Source organism: Actinocorallia longicatena, from assembly GCF_039534125.1.
Taxonomy (GTDB): domain Bacteria; phylum Actinomycetota; class Actinomycetes; order Streptosporangiales; family Streptosporangiaceae; genus Actinocorallia; species Actinocorallia longicatena.
Genome location: NZ_BAAAUV010000008.1, coordinates 52,045 through 68,716, shown reverse-complemented (window position 1 = coordinate 68,716; position 16,672 = coordinate 52,045). Strand labels below are relative to the sequence as shown.

At 72.5% G+C, this 16,672-nt stretch carries 16 protein-coding genes; 8 read left to right on the top strand and 8 right to left on the bottom strand.

Translation table 11 applies throughout. The annotated features are described in order from the left end of the window. Positions 1 to 71: 71 nt before the first annotated feature. Positions 72 to 356 carry a metal-sensitive transcriptional regulator gene (locus ABD785_RS18105; protein ID WP_344829460.1) on the top strand — a complete coding sequence of 95 codons (285 nt, stop codon included), beginning with the start codon at positions 72 to 74 and terminating at the stop codon, positions 354 to 356. On the opposite strand, the gene ABD785_RS18100 is transcribed toward ABD785_RS18105, so the two are convergent. Beyond that, the gene (locus ABD785_RS18100; protein WP_344829459.1) at positions 340 to 1,182 is read right to left on the bottom strand and encodes an oxygenase MpaB family protein; all 843 of its coding nucleotides are present in this window, start codon (positions 1,180 to 1,182) and stop codon (positions 340 to 342) included. The two genes, ABD785_RS18105 and ABD785_RS18100, sit on opposite strands and share 17 nt — an antisense overlap. 85 nt (positions 1,183 to 1,267) lie before the next feature. Then, on the bottom strand, positions 1,268 to 1,672 hold the full coding sequence (gene cutA / locus ABD785_RS18095) for a divalent-cation tolerance protein CutA (RefSeq protein ID WP_344829456.1): 405 nt from the start codon (positions 1,670 to 1,672) through the stop codon (positions 1,268 to 1,270). A gap of 61 nt (positions 1,673 to 1,733) precedes the next feature. On the opposite strand from cutA, the gene ABD785_RS18090 reads away from it, so the two are divergent. The 6 genes from ABD785_RS18090 to ABD785_RS18065 all read left to right on the top strand — a co-directional run bounded on the left by ABD785_RS18090 (position 1,734) and on the right by ABD785_RS18065 (position 8,241). After that, positions 1,734 to 2,531 (top strand): NUDIX hydrolase, encoded by a 798-nt coding sequence (locus ABD785_RS18090; RefSeq protein WP_344829454.1) that lies wholly within the window; start codon positions 1,734 to 1,736, stop codon positions 2,529 to 2,531. Positions 2,532 to 2,553: 22 nt separating this feature from the next. Continuing rightward, complete coding sequence (locus tag ABD785_RS18085; RefSeq protein ID WP_344829452.1) at positions 2,554 to 3,315, top strand: IclR family transcriptional regulator; 762 nt, start codon at positions 2,554 to 2,556, stop codon at positions 3,313 to 3,315. A gap of 158 nt (positions 3,316 to 3,473) precedes the next feature. After that, on the top strand, positions 3,474 to 4,988 hold the full coding sequence (glpK, locus tag ABD785_RS18080; protein WP_344829449.1) for a glycerol kinase GlpK: 1,515 nt from the start codon (positions 3,474 to 3,476) through the stop codon (positions 4,986 to 4,988). Beyond that, a complete protein-coding gene (locus ABD785_RS18075; RefSeq protein ID WP_344829447.1) occupies positions 4,985 to 6,502 on the top strand; it encodes a glycerol-3-phosphate dehydrogenase/oxidase in 1,518 nt (505 codons plus the stop codon). Before glpK ends, ABD785_RS18075 begins: the two co-directional genes overlap by 4 nt. Positions 6,503 to 6,512: 10 nt before the next feature. After that, entirely contained in the window at positions 6,513 to 7,352 is an 840-nt protein-coding gene (locus ABD785_RS18070) for an alpha/beta fold hydrolase (RefSeq protein WP_344829444.1), read from the top strand. A 115-nt stretch (positions 7,353 to 7,467) separates the two neighbouring features. Then, positions 7,468 to 8,241, top strand: a complete 774-nt coding sequence (locus ABD785_RS18065; protein WP_344829443.1) for a neutral zinc metallopeptidase — start codon at positions 7,468 to 7,470, stop codon at positions 8,239 to 8,241. Between the two features lie 15 nt (positions 8,242 to 8,256). Here ABD785_RS18065 and ABD785_RS18060 read toward each other — a convergent pair whose 3' ends face one another. The 4 genes from ABD785_RS18060 to ABD785_RS18045 form a co-directional block, all read right to left on the bottom strand. Next, positions 8,257 to 9,111 carry a transglutaminase family protein gene (locus ABD785_RS18060; RefSeq protein WP_344829440.1) on the bottom strand — a complete coding sequence of 285 codons (855 nt, stop codon included), beginning with the start codon at positions 9,109 to 9,111 and terminating at the stop codon, positions 8,257 to 8,259. Positions 9,112 to 9,116: 5 nt separating this feature from the next. Then, the gene (locus tag ABD785_RS18055) at positions 9,117 to 10,064 is read right to left on the bottom strand and encodes an alpha-E domain-containing protein (RefSeq protein ID WP_344829438.1); all 948 of its coding nucleotides are present in this window, start codon (positions 10,062 to 10,064) and stop codon (positions 9,117 to 9,119) included. Between the two features lie 13 nt (positions 10,065 to 10,077). Continuing rightward, complete coding sequence (locus ABD785_RS18050) at positions 10,078 to 11,610, bottom strand: circularly permuted type 2 ATP-grasp protein (protein ID WP_344829436.1); 1,533 nt, start codon at positions 11,608 to 11,610, stop codon at positions 10,078 to 10,080. 369 nt (positions 11,611 to 11,979) lie between these two features. Continuing rightward, positions 11,980 to 12,828 carry a dihydrodipicolinate synthase family protein gene (locus ABD785_RS18045; RefSeq protein ID WP_344829434.1) on the bottom strand — a complete coding sequence of 283 codons (849 nt, stop codon included), beginning with the start codon at positions 12,826 to 12,828 and terminating at the stop codon, positions 11,980 to 11,982. 71 nt (positions 12,829 to 12,899) lie between these two features. On the opposite strand from ABD785_RS18045, the gene ABD785_RS18040 reads away from it, so the two are divergent. After that, complete coding sequence (locus tag ABD785_RS18040; RefSeq protein WP_344829432.1) at positions 12,900 to 13,769, top strand: LysR family transcriptional regulator; 870 nt, start codon at positions 12,900 to 12,902, stop codon at positions 13,767 to 13,769. Here the strand turns inward: ABD785_RS18040 and ABD785_RS18035 are convergent. Both ABD785_RS18035 and ABD785_RS18030 read right to left on the bottom strand, forming a co-directional pair. Then, a complete protein-coding gene (locus ABD785_RS18035; protein ID WP_344829430.1) occupies positions 13,750 to 15,543 on the bottom strand; it encodes an acyl-CoA dehydrogenase in 1,794 nt (597 codons plus the stop codon). The genes ABD785_RS18040 and ABD785_RS18035 overlap by 20 nt on opposite strands. Beyond that, positions 15,540 to 16,649, bottom strand: a complete 1,110-nt coding sequence (locus tag ABD785_RS18030; RefSeq protein WP_344829428.1) for a 3-oxoacyl-[acyl-carrier-protein] synthase III C-terminal domain-containing protein — start codon at positions 16,647 to 16,649, stop codon at positions 15,540 to 15,542. Before ABD785_RS18030 ends, ABD785_RS18035 begins: the two co-directional genes overlap by 4 nt. Between the last annotated feature and the right edge of the window lie 23 nt (positions 16,650 to 16,672).

Sequence of the window (16,672 nt, the reverse complement as noted above, 5' to 3'; positions counted from 1 at the left end):
TGGAACATAGCATACCCCCCCAGGGTTGTAACCTGATGTCCGGGCACCCATCGGCGAATGTGAGACGAGTCATGACGACGCGCGGCTACACCGCGACCAAGGACCAGCTGCAGACCCGGCTCCGCCGGATCGAGGGCCAGGTGCGCGGGATCGAGCGCATGGTCGAGGAGGACCGCTACTGCATCGACGTCCTGACCCAGATCAGCGCGATCCAGGCCGCGCTGGACAAGGTGGCCCTCGGCCTCCTGGACGGCCATGTCCGGCACTGCGTCACCAACGCCGCGCAGGAGGGCCAGTCCGAGGAGATGTCGACCGAGCTCATGGCCGCCGTCGGACGGCTCATGCGGCGCGGCTGACCCGCCGGCCGAGATCCCTGCTGAGGGCGCGCGCCCGCCTGGCGTCCGGCGGGTAGCGCAGCGGCGCGGGCACGAGATGGGTCGTGCGGTAGAGGGCCTTGAGGCTCATCGTGGCCCACAGGTCGGAGGTCGGCAGCCCGGGGAGGCCGTACAGGCGGCGCGACCAGCGGGGCAGGGTCGACACGACCAGGGTCGCCATCCCCGGCGCCGCCAGCTTCAGCGGGGTGAACGGCAGCGGGACGTCGGGGTTGAACAGCCGGCGCAGCCCGTCCTTGGCCTCCCGGCAGGCGAACAGGTCCGGCCGGATCCCGGTGTAGTAGTCGGCCATCTCCCCCACCGACGCCGGGACGTCCGCGGGGTCGAGCCCGACGACCTCGGCGGCCCGGCGCTGCTCGTCGACGAACCGGTCGCAGTCCTCGCGGCTCAGCGGGACGCCCGCCCGCCGGGCGACGTCGAGGTAGGAGTCGACCTCGCCCATGTGCACCCAGAGCAGGTTCTCCGGAGCGTCGATCGGGAAGATCTCCCCGGTGCGAAGGTCGAGCCCGCTCATCTTGGAGTGCAGCTTCCTGACCCGCCGCCCGACCCGCTCCACCTCCGGAACCGGCCGCCAGGTCCGCACCCGCACGAAGTCGATGGTCCTGGCCAGCCGCGACCAGGCGGCGTCCGGGTCCATCAGGTCGGAGTTCTGCGCGGTCCCCCACATGGTCCGCGGGTGCAGCGCCTGGAGCAGCAGCGCCCGGAACCCGCCGACCATCAGGACCGGCTCCCCCATGACCCGCCAGGTCACCGACCCGGGCCCGAACAGCCCGTAGTCCTCGTTCTCCACACGGACTCCCGCAGCCAAGCGTAAGTGACGGCTTATAGTCCGATATGTCGCCAGTTCCGGACGTCGGCAAACACGGGAACGGTCCCTAGTCGACGATCTCGATGTCGTCGTCGATGAGGTCGCGGCCGTCATCGGAATCGTCGCCGTCGTCGTCGGGGTCGTCGTCAGGGTCGGTCGTCTGCTCGGTGATCCAGCCGAGGTACTCGGCGCTGCCCGCGACGACCGGGGTGGCGATGATCTCGGGGGTGTCGTAGGAGTGACGGTCGTTGATGTGGATCGCGAGTTCCTCGAAGCGGTCGGCGGTGGTCTTGAACAGGACCATCCACTCCTCGGCGATCTCCACCTCGCCCTCCCACCAGTAGGTGCTCGAGACGGGACCGAGCACCTGGGCGCAGGCGGCCAGGCGTTCCTCCACCGCCGACCGGGCGAGATCGGCCGCGTCGGACCGCTCATCGATCGTGGTGGTGACCTGCACGTAGGCGTCTGCCATGGAGGGCTCCTTCCCAGTGTTGATCGTAACGCGTCGCGAGGGGCCGCGTTACGATCGGAGCATGACCCAGGACGCTGACGCGGAGTTCCTGGCCGCCTACGACCCCCGGCAGTACGACCCGGTCTCGGTGACCGTCGACGTCGTCGCGCTGACCATCCGCGACGGGGTCCTGCACGTGCTGCTCGTCCAGCGCGGAGCCCCTCCCTTCCAGGGCCGGTGGGCGCTGCCCGGCGGGTTCGTCCGCGCGGTCAACGACTCCGAGGACCTGCCCGACGCGGCCGCGCGGGAGCTGGCGGAGGAGACCGGGCTGAAGGAGCTCGGCCGGGTCCACCTGGAGCAGCTCGGCACCTACGGCGGGCCCGGCCGCGACCCGCGCATGCGCGTCATCTCGGTCGCCTACCTGGCCTTCGGGCCCGCGCTCCCCGACCCGTCGGCCGGGACCGACGCCGCCGACGCCGCCTGGGTTCCGGTCACCTCGCTGGGCCTGACCGCCGCCGCCTCCCAGCCGCCCGGCACCACCCGCAAGCTGGCCTTCGACCACGCCGGGATCCTGTCCGACGGCCTGGAGCGGGCCCGCGCCAAGCTCGAGTACACCCCGCTGGCCACGGCCTTCCTCGGCGAGGAGTTCACGATCCCCGAGCTGCGGGCCGTCTACGAGACGGTCTGGAACGAGGAGCTGCACGCCGGCAACTTCCACCGGAAGGTCCTCTCGGTTCCCGGCTTCGTCGAGACGACGGGCCACTCCACCGAGCACGGCGGGCGGCGCGGCGGCCCCCGCGCCAAGCTGTACCGCTCCGGCGACGCCCGGCTGCTGCACCCGGCCCTGCTGCGCCCCAGCCAGGAGGAGGACCTGCGCTGAGGGGGTGGACTACGATCCCCCCATGCCCGGTTCCATCCAGTCGCTCGAACGCGCCGCCGCGATCCTGCGGCTGCTGGCGGGGGGCGAGCGCCGGCTGGGCCTGACCGACCTGTCGGTGACGCTCGGCCTGGCCAAGGGCACCGTCCACGGCATCCTGCGCACGCTCCAGCAGGAGGGCTTCGTCGAGCAGGACGCCGAGACGGGCCGCTACCAGCTCGGCGCCGAGCTGCTCCGGCTCGGCAACAGCTACCTCGACGTCCACGAGCTGCGCGCCCGCGCCCTCGTCTGGTCCGACGACCTGGCCAGGGCGACGGGCGAGAGCGTCCGGATCGGCGTGCTGCACCACGGCGGCGTCCTGGTCGTCCATCACGTGTTCCGCCCCGACGGCAGCCGCCAGGTCCTGGAGATCGGCGCGATGCTCCCGCTGCACGCCACCGCCTGGGGCAAGGTCCTGGTCGCCCACGATCCGGTGGCCCGCGCCGAGCTCGACGGCGTGCTGAAGCCGTTCACCAAGCGGACCGTCGTCTCCCCCGCCGGCCTCGACCTCGAGTGCGCCGTCATCCGCGAGCGCGGCTGGGCGTCCGAGCGCGAGGAGGCCGTCGAGGGCACCGCGGGGATCGCCGCGCTGATCCGCGACCGCAGGGGCACCCCGCTGGGCGCGGTCGGCGTGAGCGGGGCGGTCGAGCGCCTCACCGGCGGGGGCGAACCGCTCCCCGCGCTGGTCGCGGCCGTCCGCGACACGGCCCGCGCGATCAGCCGTGACCTGGGCGCCAGCCCCTTCTGAACCGTTCCCCGACGAGCCGCGTACCGATGCCGGGCGTGGCCGCGTTCCCTTCGGGCGCCCGGGACCTTACTGTGGGGTAACCAAGAAATCAATCCCTGTTCGGCATTGTCGAACAGAGGTAGGCTGACCGACCGGATCACCCAGCAGCGGAGGAACCCATGCCGTTCGTCGCGGCCATCGATCAGGGCACCACCTCCAGCCGGTGCATCGTCTTCGACTCCGACAGCCGCATCGTGGCGATCGACCAGCGCGAGCACCGCCAGATCTTCCCCCGGCCCGGCTGGGTCGAGCACGACGCGTCCGAGATCTGGGAGCGGGTCCAGCAGGTCGTCACCGGCGCGCTCGCCAAGGCGGGGCTGCGCCCCGACGAGCTGTCGGCGGTCGGCATCACCAACCAGCGCGAGACCACCGTGCTGTGGGACCGGGCCACCGGGCGCCCGGTGCACAACGCGATCGTCTGGCAGGACACCCGCACCGACGTCCTGTGCGCGGAGCTCGGCCGCCACCGCTTCCAGGCCGAGACCGGTCTCCCGCTGGCGTCCTACTTCTCCGGACCCAAGATCCGGTGGCTGCTCGACCACGTGCCGGGCCTGCGGGAGCGGGCCGAGCGGGGCGAGCTGATGTTCGGCACCATGGACACCTGGCTGATCTGGAACCTCACCGGCGGTGCCGCGCACGTCACCGACGTCACCAACGCCGGCCGCACCTCGCTGATGAACCTCGCCACCCTCGGCTGGGACCCGAAGATCCTGGCCGCGCTCGGCGTCCCCGAGTCCGTGCTGCCGGAGATCCGTTCCTCGGCCGAGCACTACGGCACCGCGACCGGCGTGCTGGAGGGCGTCCCCATCGCCGCCGCGCTCGGCGACCAGCACGCGGCGCTGCTCGGCCAGACCTGCTTCGATCCCGGCGAGGCCAAGTCGACCTACGGCACCGGCGCGTTCCTGCTCCTCAACACCGGGAAGGAGATCGTCCGCTCCAGCCACGGGCTGCTGACCACGCTCGGCTACCAGTTCGGCGGCGAGCCGCCCGTCTACGCGCTCGAGGGCTCGATCGCCAACACCGGCTCCCTCACCCAGTGGCTGCGCGACAAGATGGGCCTGATCGCGACGGCCGCCGAGGTCGAGACCCTGGCGCTGAGCGTCGAGGACAGCGGCGGCCTCTACTTCGTGCCCGCCTTCAGCGGGCTGTTCGCCCCGCACTGGTCGCCGGACGCCCGCGGCGTCCTGGTCGGGATGACCGGCTACGCGGGCAAGGGCCACCTGGCCCGTGCGGTGCTGGAGTCGACCGCCTGGCAGACCCGTGAGGTCGTCGACGCGATGCTCCTGGACGTCGCGGGCCTCTCCGCGGGCATGCCGCTGCGCTCCCTGCGGGTCGACGGCGGCATGACCGCCAACAACCTGCTGATGCAGACCATCGCCGACGTCCTCGACGTCCCGGTGGAGCGCCCGTTCGTCGCCGAGACCACCTGCCTGGGCGCGGCGCACGCCGCGGGCCTGGTCACCGGCGTCTGGCCCGACCTCGACGCCCTGCGCGCCGAATGGCGGCGCGCCGCCGAGTGGACCCCCCGGATGGACGCCGCCACCCGCTCCCGCCACCAGCGCAAATGGGCCAAGGCCGTCGAGCGCGCCAAGGGCTGGCTCGACGCCGACGACCTTGAGGAAGAGGACTCATGAGCACCGTCATCCACGACGCCGGCCGCGAGGCCGCCCGCGCCGAACTGGCCAGGGGCACCTTCGACCTGCTGGTCATCGGCGGCGGGATCGTCGGCATCGCCGCCGCCTGGACCGCCGCCCAGGCCGGCCTGCGGGTCGCGCTGGTCGACGGCGGCGACTTCGCGGGGGCGACGTCCAGCGCGTCGACCAAGCTGGTCCACGGCGGGCTGCGCTACCTGCAGACCGGCAACGTGAAGCTGGTCGCCGAGAACCACCGCGAACGCCGCACCCTGGCCGCCGAGGTCGCCCCGCACCTGGTCAGCCCGCGCCAGTTCCTGGTGCCGATCTACAGCGGCGGCCCGCACGGCGCCGCCAAGCTCGGGGCGGGCGTCTTCCTGTACTCGGCGCTGTCGGCGTTCGGCGACGGCCTCGGCCGGGTCGTCAGCCGGGCCCAGGCCGCCCAGCAGGTGCCGGGGCTGCGCACCGAGGGGCTGCGCGCCGCGGCCGTCTACACCGACCACCAGATGAACGACTCCCGGCTGGCGATCATGACGGTCCGCGCGGCCGTCGCCGCCGGGGCGGTCGTGCTCAACCACGCCAGGGTCGAGGGGCTGCGCAGCCGCTCGGGCCGCATCTCCGGCGCCGACCTGCGCGACGCCCTCGACGGCGCCGAGTTCGGGGTCGACGCCCGGCTCGTCCTCAACGCGACCGGCCCGTGGGTGGACCGGCTCCGCGCCCTGGAGAACCCCGGCGCCGCCCCCTCGGTCCGGCTGTCCAAGGGCGCCCACGTCGTGGCGAAGCGGCACGAGCCGTGGAAGGCCGCCCTGACGATCCCGCTCGACAAGTACCGGGTCTCCTTCGCCGTCCCGTGGGAGGACCACCTCCTGCTCGGCACCACCGACGAGCCGTACGAGGGCGATCCCGGCGACGTCCGCGCGACCGGCCTCGACGTCGCCCAGATCCTCGCCGAGGCCGGGCAGGCCGTCACGGTCGACCCCGCGGACGTCACCTACGCCTTCGCGGGACTGCGGGTCCTGCCGGGCGGGCCGGGCGACGTCACCACCGCCAAGCGCGAGACGGTCATCACCGAGGGCCGCCGCGGCATGCTGTCGATCGCGGGCGGCAAGTGGACGACCTACCGGCACATCGGCCGCGTCGTCCTCGACCGTCTCGGCGTGGGCTCCGACGTTCTGCGCACGATGCCGCTGCCGGGCCTGGCGGCGCCCGCGGCCGTCATGCACCGGCTGACGGCCAGCGAGCCGATGGAGCCGACCGTCGCCGCCCATCTGGCCACCCACTACGGCAGTCTCGCCTTCGACCTCGCCGAGCTGGTCCGCAGGGATCCCGCGCTCGGCGCCCCCATCCACCCCGAGGGCCCTGACATCTGGGCGCAGGCCGTCTACGCTCGCGACCACGAATGGGCCTGCACCCCCGACGACGTCCTGCGCCGCCGGACCACCCTCACCCTGCGCGGGCTCGACACCCCCGACGTCCGCGCGCGCGTCGCCGACCTGCTGCGCACCCCCACCTCCTGAGGAGACCGCGATGTTCACCTACCCCGGCGGCGACGGCGTCGCGATCACCGTGCACGAGTGGCCCGTCGACGAGCCGCGCGCCGTCGTCCAGGTCGCCCACGGCATGGGCGAGCACGCCGCCCGCTACGCGCCGCTCGCGGCCCACCTCAACGGGCTGGGCTACTCCGTCTACGCCGCCGACCACCGCGGCCACGGCAAGAGCATGCACGCCGGTCCCGGCGTCCTCGGCGACGGCGGGTGGAACCTGCTGGTCGAGGACATGGTCACGCTGACCGGGCTGCTCCGCAAGCAGCATCCGGGGGTGCCGCTGGTGCTGGTCGCGCACAGCCTCGGCTCGTTCGCCGCCCAGCAGTACGTGCTGGACCACTCCGAGCTCCTCGACGGGCTGGCCCTGTCGGGCACGACCGCCATCGACCAGCTCCTGGCCGGGCCGCCGGACCCGTCGGTCAACGTGCTGGAGCTGTTCAACGCGCCGTTCGAGCCCGCCAGGACGCCGTTCGACTGGCTGTCGCGCGACGAGGCCCAGGTCGACCTGTACGTCGCCGACGAGTACTGCGGCTTCGAGCTCGACCTCCAGGGCATGACCGAGCTGACCGACGCCGCCCCGCGCCTGGCCGACCCCTCCGGCGTGACGTTCGATCTGCCGATCTACGTCGCGGTCGGGAGCATGGACCCCCTCAACGGCGGGCTCGCCCTGTCGGACCTCGTCGTGTCGCGCTACCGCGACGCCGGTCTCACCGACGTCACCTACCAGCCCTACGACCAGGCCCGCCACGAGATCTTCAACGAGACCAACCGCGACGAGGTCTTCGACGACCTCGCCCAGTGGATCCGCCGCGTGACCCGCTAGCCGAAGAGTTATACAGACCACTCCATTTGTGACCGGGGAGGGGCGAACCAGATCAGATCGGCGGGAGTCACACCCTACGAAGTTCCCCCGCCCTGACCTCCCCGGAGCAAGCAAGATGTTCAAGCAGCGAGTTCTCGCGCTCGCCCTGTCCGTCGCGGCCGTCACCGCCGTCACCACGGGATGCGAATTCAAGGTGGGGAACGTCGACCAGACGCCCCCGACGTCCGTCCCCTCGATGAAGACCACCAAGGCCCCCCAGGACACCTCGGCGGACACTCCCCAGCAGACCGGCGACCCCTCCCCCAACGCCCAGTTCTCCGACGCCGACGTCACCAAGGAGATCAACGGCGCCGTCGAGGTCGTCGACAAGTACTGGTCCGACCACTGGTCGGAGCTGTTCACCGGCACCTACAAGGCGCCCGCCATCAAGGGCGTCTACAACGGCGACGATCCCGCGCGGTTCACCTGCGGCGGTCAGCCCGCGGACAAGTTCAACGCCTACTACTGCATCCCCGAGGACTACCTCGCCTGGGACTTCGCCCTGATGAAGGCCGGTTACGCGCAGGGCGACGCCTTCGTCTACCTGGTCGTGGCGCACGAGTGGGGCCACGCCATCCAGAACCGCCTCCAGATGAACCTCGTCTCGACCGACAAGGAACTCCAGGCCGACTGCCTCGCCGGGGCCGTGCTCTGGGGCGCCCAGAAGGACGGCACGCTGACCTGGGAGGACGGCGACACCACCGAGATCGGCCAGTCGCTGTCGGCCCTCGCCGACAACACCGAGTGGGCCGACCCCTCCAGCCACGGCGACGCCATCGAGCGCGTCAGCGCCTTCGGCAAGGGCCGCACGCAGGGCGTCGTCGGCTGCCTCGCCAAGCAGAGCACCTGACCGCCTCCCAGGGCCCTAGAAAAGGCGCGTCACCTCGACCGTGACGTCCATGACGCTGCTCGGGGCACCGTGGTAGATGCCCTTGAGCGGCGGGACGTCGTCGTAGTCGCGGCCGCGGGCGACCGTCACATGGCATTCGCCGGCCGGGATCCGGTTGGTGGGGTCGTGGGCGACCCAGTCGCCCGCCCAGTACTCCACCCAGGCGTGTGACTGGCCCTCCATGGTGTCGCCCGGCCGGGCGTCGGGATCGGGGTGCAGATATCCCGAGACGTACCGGGCGGGCAGGCCGACCGCCCGGTGGACGCCGACCGTCAGATGGGCGATGTCCTGGCAGACGCCCTGCCTCACCTCCCAGGCCTCCTGCGCGGAGGTCGTGACGGCCGTCGCGCCCGCCACGTAGTCGACCCGGTCGCGGATCCACGCGGCCAGCCGCAGCGCCGCGTCGTGCGGGTCGAGCCCCTCGACCAGGCTCCTCGCCCGCCCCGCGATCTCCTCCGAGACGCGGGTGCGATCGGTCGGGACCAGGTACTCGTCGAGGCCCAGCTCCCGCGCCAGCCCGGGCAGGTCGGTCCAGGGCGGCGGGTCGGGAAGCGGGGGCGCCGGGCTGGTCTCGACGGTGCTGGCGGCGACCATGACCAGCGACGGATGCGCCGCCTGGAGGTCGAAGGCCGCGACCTCGCTGCCCCAGTAGTCCCAGTACGTCCAGACCGCGACGTGCGGCTGCACGGTGATCCGGCTGCCGAGCACGGTCTGCCCCGGCAGGGTCAGCGGCGCCATCCGCAGCTCGTTGTAGGAGGCGCGGGCGTCGCCGTCGTAGGACACCCGCGTGGTGTGGGTGATGCGCAGCCGCCAGCCGGTCTCGGTCGACACGTGCCTCATCCCTCCTGTGCCCAGGCGACGGGCAGCGCGTACTGGAAGTACTTCTCGGTGACGGCCGCGCTCGCCTCCACGCAGGCGCGCTGGAGCGCGGGCAGCAGCTCGGGGAGCTGACCGAGCAGCAGCGTGGTGTCGGTGTACTCCAGCCGCGTCCGCATCCGGCCGATCGGGCGGCGGGCCGCGTCGGTGAATCCGGCCCGCGACGGGTCGGGGTCGAGGGCGGCGAGGCAGTCCTCGGCGAGGGTGAGGGCGTGCAGGACCGAGCGCGGGAAGAGCCGGTCGAGCATCAGGAACGCCGCGACCTGCGCCGGATCTCCGGTGCCTCCATGGGTGCGGATGTAGGACTCGTCCGCCCCGCTGGCCCGCAGCAGCATCGACCAGTCGGGGGCGTAGGACGCCGACGGCATCCGCAGCGACAGCAGCCGCGCGGTCATGTCGATCCGCTCCAGGCTGCGGCCCAGCACCAGGAAGTGCCAGCCCTCGTCGCGGCTCATCGTGGCGTCGGCGAGCCCGGAGAACAGCGCCGCCCGTTCCCTGACGTACCGCAGGAACATGTGCGGGCCGAGCCGTCCCGCCGCGCGCCGGCGGTCGGGGAGCTCGTGCCAGGTGACGTTGAGGCACTCCCACATCTCGGTGGACACCACCTCGCGGACGCTCCGCCCGCCGGTCCGGGCCGCCTGGAGCGCCCCCGCGATCGAGGACGGCCCGTCGTCGGCGAAGGCCAGCCCCGCCAGCACCGTGCCGATGTCGATGCGCTCGCCCGGCGCCGCGGGGACCCCGAGGATCGCCAGCAGCGCCCGGCATCCGGCGTCCTCGTCACCGGACGGCTCCTCGAGCATCCGGTGCACGTGGACGTCCAGGATCCGCGCGGTGTCGTCGGCCCGCTCCACGTACCGGCCGATCCAGAAGAGGGTCTCGGCGATCCGGCTCAGCAGTCCGGTCGTCATCTTCGCTGGGCTCTCATTGCTGCTGGGCTCCTTCCGCCGGTCCGCCTTCGGGCACGGTCGCATCGGGGGTCACGCGGGGCATGGGGATCGGCGGGGCCTGCGGTTCGCGGACCCGCTCGGCGGCCAGGACCCACGTGTCCTTGGAGCCGCCGCCCTGGGAGGAGTTCACGACGAGCTCGCCCTCGGGCAGGGCGACGCGGGTGAGGCCGCCGGGCAGCACCCAGACGTCCTCGCCGTCGTTCACGGCGAACGGCCGCAGGTCCACGTGCCGGGGGGCGGGACCGTTCTCGGTCAGGGTCGGGACGGTCGACAGCGCGACGGGCCGCTGGGCGATCCAGGCCCGCGGATCGGCCTCGACCTTGATCCTGAGCTCGGCCAGATCCCGGTCCGAGGCGTGCGGGCCGATCACGATGCCCTTGCCGCCCGAGCCGTCGACGGGCTTGAGCACCAGGTCACCGAGCCGGTCCAGCACCCACTCGACGACGTCGGGCGACTCCAGCCGGTGGGACTCCACGTTCGCCAGGACGGGCTCCTCCCCCAGGTAGTAGCGGATCATCTCGGGCACGTAGGTGTAGATCAGCTTGTCGTCGGCGACGCCGTTGCCGACCGCGTTGGCGATCGTGACGTTCCCGGCCCGCGCGGCGTTGACGATCCCCGGGCAGCCGATCACCGACCCGGCGTTGAAGTGCAGCGGATCCAGGTAGCCGTCGTCGATCCTGCGGTAGATCACATGGACGGGCCTGCGCCCCTGGGTCGTCTGGATGTAGACCCGGTTGCCGGCGCAGAGCAGGTCCCTGCCCTCGACGAGTTCGACGCCCATCAGCCGGGCGAGCAGCGTGTGCTCGAAGTAGGCGGCGTTGCCGACGCCCGGGGTGAGCACCGCCACCACCGGATCGTCGACGCCCGCCGGAGCGGCGGCCCGCAGGGCGTGCAGCAGCCGGGCCGGGTACTCGTCGACCGGATGGACGTGCTGCTCGGCGAAGAGCGAGGGGAACGTCCTGGTCATCGCCAGCCGGTTCTCCATGACATAGCTCACACCCGAGGGGGTCCTGACGTTGTCCTCCAGGACCCGGAACCGGCCGTCCTCGTCGCGGATCAGGTCGATCCCCGACACGTGGGCGCGGACCCCGTTGGGCGGGGTCAGCCCCGCCACCTGGCGATGGAAGTGTGCCGAGGAGCACACGAGCCGCCAGGGCACCAGGCCGTCCCGGAAGATCTCGGCGGGGCCGTAGACGTCCGCGAGGAAGGCCTCGAGCGTCCGGACCCGCTGCCTGACGCCCTGGTCGATCACCGCCCATTCGGCGGCGTCGATGACCCGCGGCAGGAGATCGAGCGGGAAGGGCCGCTCCTCCCCCGCGTAGTCGAAGGTCACGCCGCGATCGGTGAAAACGCGGGCCAGCTGGTCGGCCCGGAACCTCAGTTCTCCCTTGTCGAGGGGCTGGAGCGCCGCCAGCACGGGGCCGTAGGCGCTCCTGGGCACGCCCGCCCGCTCGAACATCTCGTCCCAGGCCGCCGCCGGCAGGTAGTCGTCAAAGAGGTCCGCCACATCCGCAGGGTAAGAAGTCCGTGTTTCAAAGGGATGAAATGCACGCCTATAGGTGTTTCGTCCGTAAGAAGTTGGGCCCCTTGATCCACTCCCCTCAGTCCCAATTGTCCGGATATCCTTAGCTGGTAACATCGTGCGCTTCCGCCCCGGTCCCGAGCCTGACCGGCGGGAACGCCATCCCACTTGAGCAGAAGGAACGCGCCGTGACCGACCAGTCCACCACCGTTGTCGTCGACACCGAGCTGGCCGCCGAGGTGGAGGCCGCTCTCGCGAACTGGCCGACCAACACCGCCAACCCCCGTCGCACCCAGATCTGAGGCTCGCGCACCGCGAAGGATCCCCGCGCCCCGGGTGGGCACGGGGATCTCGTCATTCCGCGAGCAGGGGCAGGCGGACGTCCCGGGTGGGGATGCGCCCCTCGGCGTGCAGGGCCGCCTTGACGCCCACCGGGTTCGGCGCCTCGAACAGCGCCGCCGACGTGCGGGCCAGGCTGTGCGCGAGCGAGCCGTGACCCGCGCCGCCGCCCGCTGAGCCCGCCGGATCCGCGCCCGCGATGAGGGCCGCGAAGTCCGAGGTCCGCAGATGGGCCGAGGCCAGGATGCCGCCCGAGGCGCCCATCGCCAGCAGCGGGGCGAGGAAGAGGTCGTCGCCGCACAGGACCGAGCAGCCCTCGGGACGGGCGGCCATGAACCGGACGGTGTCCTCGTCGATGCCGCCGACCGCGTGCTTGAAGCCGGTCACGCCGGGGATCGCCGCCAGCCTGAGCAGGGTCTCGAAGCCCAGCGGGCGTCCGGTCCGGTAGGGGATGTTGTAGATCACGATGGGGACCGGGCTGATCGCGGCGAGCCGCTCGAAGTGGGCGACGACACCGGCCTCCGACGGGCGCGTGTAGTAGGGGACGACGACCAGGGCCGCGGCGATCTCCGGCCGTCCGGCGAGGGCGAGCAGGTCGTCGGCCGAGGACGCGGTGGCGTTGGTGCCCGCCCCGGCGATCAGGGGGGCGGAGCGGTCGCGGCAGACCCCGGCGCAGGTCTCCAGGACGGTGCGGCGCTCGTCCGGCGTCAGGGACGCCGGCTCCCCGGTCGTGCCGAGGGCGACGATCCCGGCCGCCCCGGCATCGAGGACCTCGTGGGCCAGCCGCTCCAGCGCGGGCACGGCGACGGAGCCGTCCGCGGCGAACGGGGTGATCATCGGGACGTGGAGCCCTGTGAGTGTCATGCCGCCAGGGTGCCGACCTCGCGACCATCAGGTCCAGTTCGCCTTTCTAACGTGAAGCGTAAGCTGAAGTGATGCTGGACGTCCGCAAGCTCCGCCTGCTCCGCGAACTCGCCCACCGGGGCACCATCGCGGCCGTCGCCGAGGCGCTCGCCTACACCCCTTCGGCCGTCTCCCAGCAGCTCAGCGCGCTGGAACGCGAGGCGGGGACCGCGCTGCTGGAGCGCACGGGACGCCGGGTCGCCCTCACCCCGGCCGCGCTGGTCCTGGTCGGCCACGCCGAGACGATCCTCGCGGTGCTGGAGGAGGCGTCGGCCGACCTCGCCGCGCCCGAGCTGAGCGGCGCCCTGCGGATCGGCGCCTTTCCCACGGCCGTGCGGACGATCCTGTCCCCCGCCCTGGTCGCGCTGAGCAGCGAGCATCCGGGGCTCGAGCTCATGGTCACCGAGCTCGACCCCGCCACCGCGCCGGACGCCCTGCGCGCGGGCACCCTCGACGTCGCCCTCGTCCAGGAGTACGACTACGTGCCCGCGGCGCCCGATCCCGCGCTCGACACCGAGCCGCTGCTGGAGGAGATCGTCTACCTGGCCGACCTGGAACCGGGACCGCTGGCCGGGCGGAGCGGGGCCTCGTGGATCGCGGGCACCCCGGGGACGCTCTGCCACACGATGACCGTCCGGGCGTGCCAGGCCGCCGGGTTCAGCCCGCGCGTCCGGCACCACGCCGACGACTTCGGCACCGTCCTGGCTCTGGTCGAGGCGGGCCAGGGCGTCGCGCTCGTCCCCGAGCTCGGGGCGATCGGGGCGCCCGCGGAGGTCGTGCTGACCCCCCTGGAGGCCCGCCGCAGGACCAGGCTCGCCTACCGGCGGGGCACCCGGAGGCGCCCCGCGACGGCGGCGGCGATCACGGCGCTGAAGGCCGCGGTCAGGGCGCGAACGCCGTGACGTAGTCGCCCGCGATCGGCGCCTGGACCAGCTCCCGAGAGAGTTCGAAGGCGTCGACGAGCTCGGCGGCGTGCGGCAGGACCGCGTCGTAGGCGGCGTTGAGGAGGCCGGGGATCTCCGCGACCTCGGTGGTGGACAGGAGGCCGTGCTGGAGGTGGAAATCAGCGTGCCGCGCGGTCTGCTCCAGCGCGAAGATCTGGACGAGCGGACGCAGGAGCTCCTGGACGGCCGGCTCCTCCGCCTCGGCCGCGCGCAGGAAGGTGGCGAGCGTGAGATGTTCCCCCGCCGCCTCGACGAGGTCGCGGGCGAGCGCGAGATGGTCGTTCCAGACGTCGAACTCGTCGGCGCCCTCGCTCAGGGCGTCCTCGACGGTCGTGGACAGGGCGGCGTGCAGGAGGCGTTCCCTGGTCGCCGCCAGCCGGAGATGGTCGGCCGGGCTGGTCAGCGCGGTGATCGGGGCGGGCAGGCCGGGCGGCGGATCGTACTGGACCCCGGCGACCATGGCCTTGGCCGAGTCCAGGACGATCAGCTGGTTGTCGCCGCCGACGGAGTGGAAGGCCTGCGCGAGCCCCTGGTAGTCGGTGTACCGGTTGCAGCCCAGCACGCCCTGGGCCCCGGCGCTGAGCCGGCAGGCCGCGGCGACCCGTTCCGCGAGTCCGGTCACCATGACCTTCGACAGGCAGGCGTCGCGGTTGATCGTGGCGACAGGGAACCAGGTCGGCGTCCCCCCGTCGCCTTCCCCGGCCGGTGCCCCGGGGCGGCCGGCCGAGCGCAGCCGGATCCAGCCGAGCATCGACTGGTTGGCGAGCGCGGTGGCCGCGTAGGCGGTGGCGAGCGCGCCGAGCAGCTTCTCCTGGGTGGTGCGGTAGCCGAGGACCGGCAGGTCGGGCCGCAGCCGACCGGTGGTGACGCGCCCCGCCGCGTGCCGGAACGCGATGGCCACGCTCGCCCTGCTGGTGGCGGCCATGCCCGCGGTGGCCAGCGCCCACATGTTGCGCGCCACCGCGAGGGTGCGGACCAGGCGGGCGTCGCCGCCGCCGAGCGGGTCGGCGTAGCCCTCGGCGGTGATCGAGGCGCCGTCGCTGAGCCACGCCTCGAAGGGCAGCCTGACCCGGTCGAAGGAGGTGACGGCGTAGTCCAGCGGCACCAGCGGCGACGGCGGCAGCGGGCGCACCGCGACGCCCTCCCCCGGCACCCTGACCACGAACGGGAAGACGCCCCTGTCCTCGCCCTCGACGATCAGGCGGGCGCAGACCACGCCCAGCTTCGGCACGCCGGGCAGCCCGGTGTTCGGCATGAACTTCCGGGCGTCCGGGTCGGGGGTGTGCAGCACGAACCCGCCGCCGTCGTAGACCGCCTCGGTCCGCAGCGCCAGGTGCGAGGTGCCCCTGCCGATCTCGGTGACGAGGAACGCCCCGAACGCCCCGAAGGTCTCCAGCTCCCGCACGTAGGGCTCGACGGCCTCGGGCGAGGAGGCGAAGTCCAGGATCGGGTCCAGCGACAGGTAGTAGTGCAGGACCGTCGCCATGAACAGCGACGGGCAGCTCACGGCCGTCCACTGGGCCAGGCCGAAGGTCCACTCGGGATGCCGGGGCAGGGCCCGGCCGCGCGGGGCCTCGCCGCCGAGGTGGCGGAGCCGTTCGTAGGTGAGCGCGTAGTGCTCGGTGGGGCGCAGGTCGGTCCGCCGCACGAAGACCTGATCGGTGAAGATCTTGGTGAGGGCGGCCCGGGTCTCCGCGTCGACCGGGCCGTGGACATGGCGGGACAGGGTCATCGCGCCACCAGTGCCGGGCGCGGCGACCTGAGCTCCTCGACGTTCGGGACGAGGACGGGAGCGTAGTAGGCCCCGCGCTCCGGTCCGGCGCCGACCAGCGAGACCGCGATCAGGTCGCCCCTCCTGACCGTCCCCGCCATCAGGTCCTCGTGCAGGAGCAGCGGCGTGGAGACGGTGATGAGGTTGCCGTAAGTACGGACGTTGGAGGGCGCCTTCTCCGGCGGCAACCCCACCGCCGCGACGAAATCGTCGACGAGCAGCGGATTGGCCTGGTGCAGATAGACGCGCGCGGATCGCTCCACATAACGAGGATCGGCACTGAGAAGCGCCTGATGATTCCGTATCATTCCCGAACGGTAGTACTGTTTGATCGCAGCGGAACTCATCCCGTAGGCCGCGCCCATCCGGCCTTCGAGCGTGCTGAGCGGCTGGGCCGACGAGCCGCCCGGATGCAGGACCAGAGGGTCGCCGGGGTCACGGGAGTAGGTGATCATCCCTCCGGACCCGGCGTCGCGCTCGAACACCATCGCGGCGGCCCCGTCGGAGAACAGGGCGGGCGAGGCCCACAGCTGCGACCCGGTCGGATGGATCATGTTGTGCAGGTAACGGTCGGCGACTCCCCCGGCGCCGTCGCCCATCGCCCTGCTCGGGGCGTTGTAGGTGACGACGAGGGCGCGGCGGGCGTCCGAACCCGCCAGCAGGGCCGCCGCCCTGGCCAGGCCGGCGCATCCGCTGGCCAGACCGATCGGCACGACCTCGGGGCGGAGCCCGAGCTCCGACGCGATGCGCATCGCGTCGGCGTCCATCACGGGCTCGTACGGGATCGACGTCGCCGTGATGAAGGTGTCGATGTCGTCCGCGGTGAGCCCGGCGGACCGGAGCGCCTGCCCGGCCGCGTCGACGGCGGGGCCGAGGGTGGCGAAGAGCAGGGGATCCCAGCTCTTGCCCTCGACCCCCATGATCCGGGTGATCTCCGCACCCGTGAGGACCCGGCCCGGATGGTTCCGGTAGGGGATGCGGGCCCTTCTGGCCCAGTCGTCGATCGGCGTCGGTTCGGCGACGATCGCCGCCACTCCCGTCACCCCATACGGAAAGGTCCGCACCATGACTCTCCGTCCCAGCTGTCGCG

What these genes read in the sequence shown, in the direction of transcription:
- ABD785_RS18070 (WP_344829444.1), top strand. Translation starts at nt 6,513, where the DNA reads ATGTTCACCTACCCCGGCGGCGACGGCGTCGCGATCACCGTGCACGAG.
- ABD785_RS18090 (WP_344829454.1), top strand. Translation starts at nt 1,734, where the DNA reads ATGACCCAGGACGCTGACGCGGAGTTCCTGGCCGCCTACGACCCCCGG.
- ABD785_RS18040 (WP_344829432.1), top strand. Translation starts at nt 12,900, where the DNA reads ATGCTGGACGTCCGCAAGCTCCGCCTGCTCCGCGAACTCGCCCACCGG.
- ABD785_RS18105 (WP_344829460.1), top strand. Translation starts at nt 72, where the DNA reads ATGACGACGCGCGGCTACACCGCGACCAAGGACCAGCTGCAGACCCGG.
- ABD785_RS18055 (WP_344829438.1), bottom strand. Translation starts at nt 10,064, where the DNA reads ATGACGACCGGACTGCTGAGCCGGATCGCCGAGACCCTCTTCTGGATC.
- ABD785_RS18035 (WP_344829430.1), bottom strand. Translation starts at nt 15,543, where the DNA reads ATGACCCTGTCCCGCCATGTCCACGGCCCGGTCGACGCGGAGACCCGG.
- glpK (WP_344829449.1), top strand. Translation starts at nt 3,474, where the DNA reads ATGCCGTTCGTCGCGGCCATCGATCAGGGCACCACCTCCAGCCGGTGC.
- ABD785_RS18045 (WP_344829434.1), bottom strand. Translation starts at nt 12,828, where the DNA reads ATGACACTCACAGGGCTCCACGTCCCGATGATCACCCCGTTCGCCGCG.
- ABD785_RS18085 (WP_344829452.1), top strand. Translation starts at nt 2,554, where the DNA reads ATGCCCGGTTCCATCCAGTCGCTCGAACGCGCCGCCGCGATCCTGCGG.
- ABD785_RS18065 (WP_344829443.1), top strand. Translation starts at nt 7,468, where the DNA reads ATGTTCAAGCAGCGAGTTCTCGCGCTCGCCCTGTCCGTCGCGGCCGTC.
- cutA (WP_344829456.1), bottom strand. Translation starts at nt 1,672, where the DNA reads ATGGCAGACGCCTACGTGCAGGTCACCACCACGATCGATGAGCGGTCC.
- ABD785_RS18030 (WP_344829428.1), bottom strand. Translation starts at nt 16,649, where the DNA reads ATGGTGCGGACCTTTCCGTATGGGGTGACGGGAGTGGCGGCGATCGTC.
- ABD785_RS18075 (WP_344829447.1), top strand. Translation starts at nt 4,985, where the DNA reads ATGAGCACCGTCATCCACGACGCCGGCCGCGAGGCCGCCCGCGCCGAA.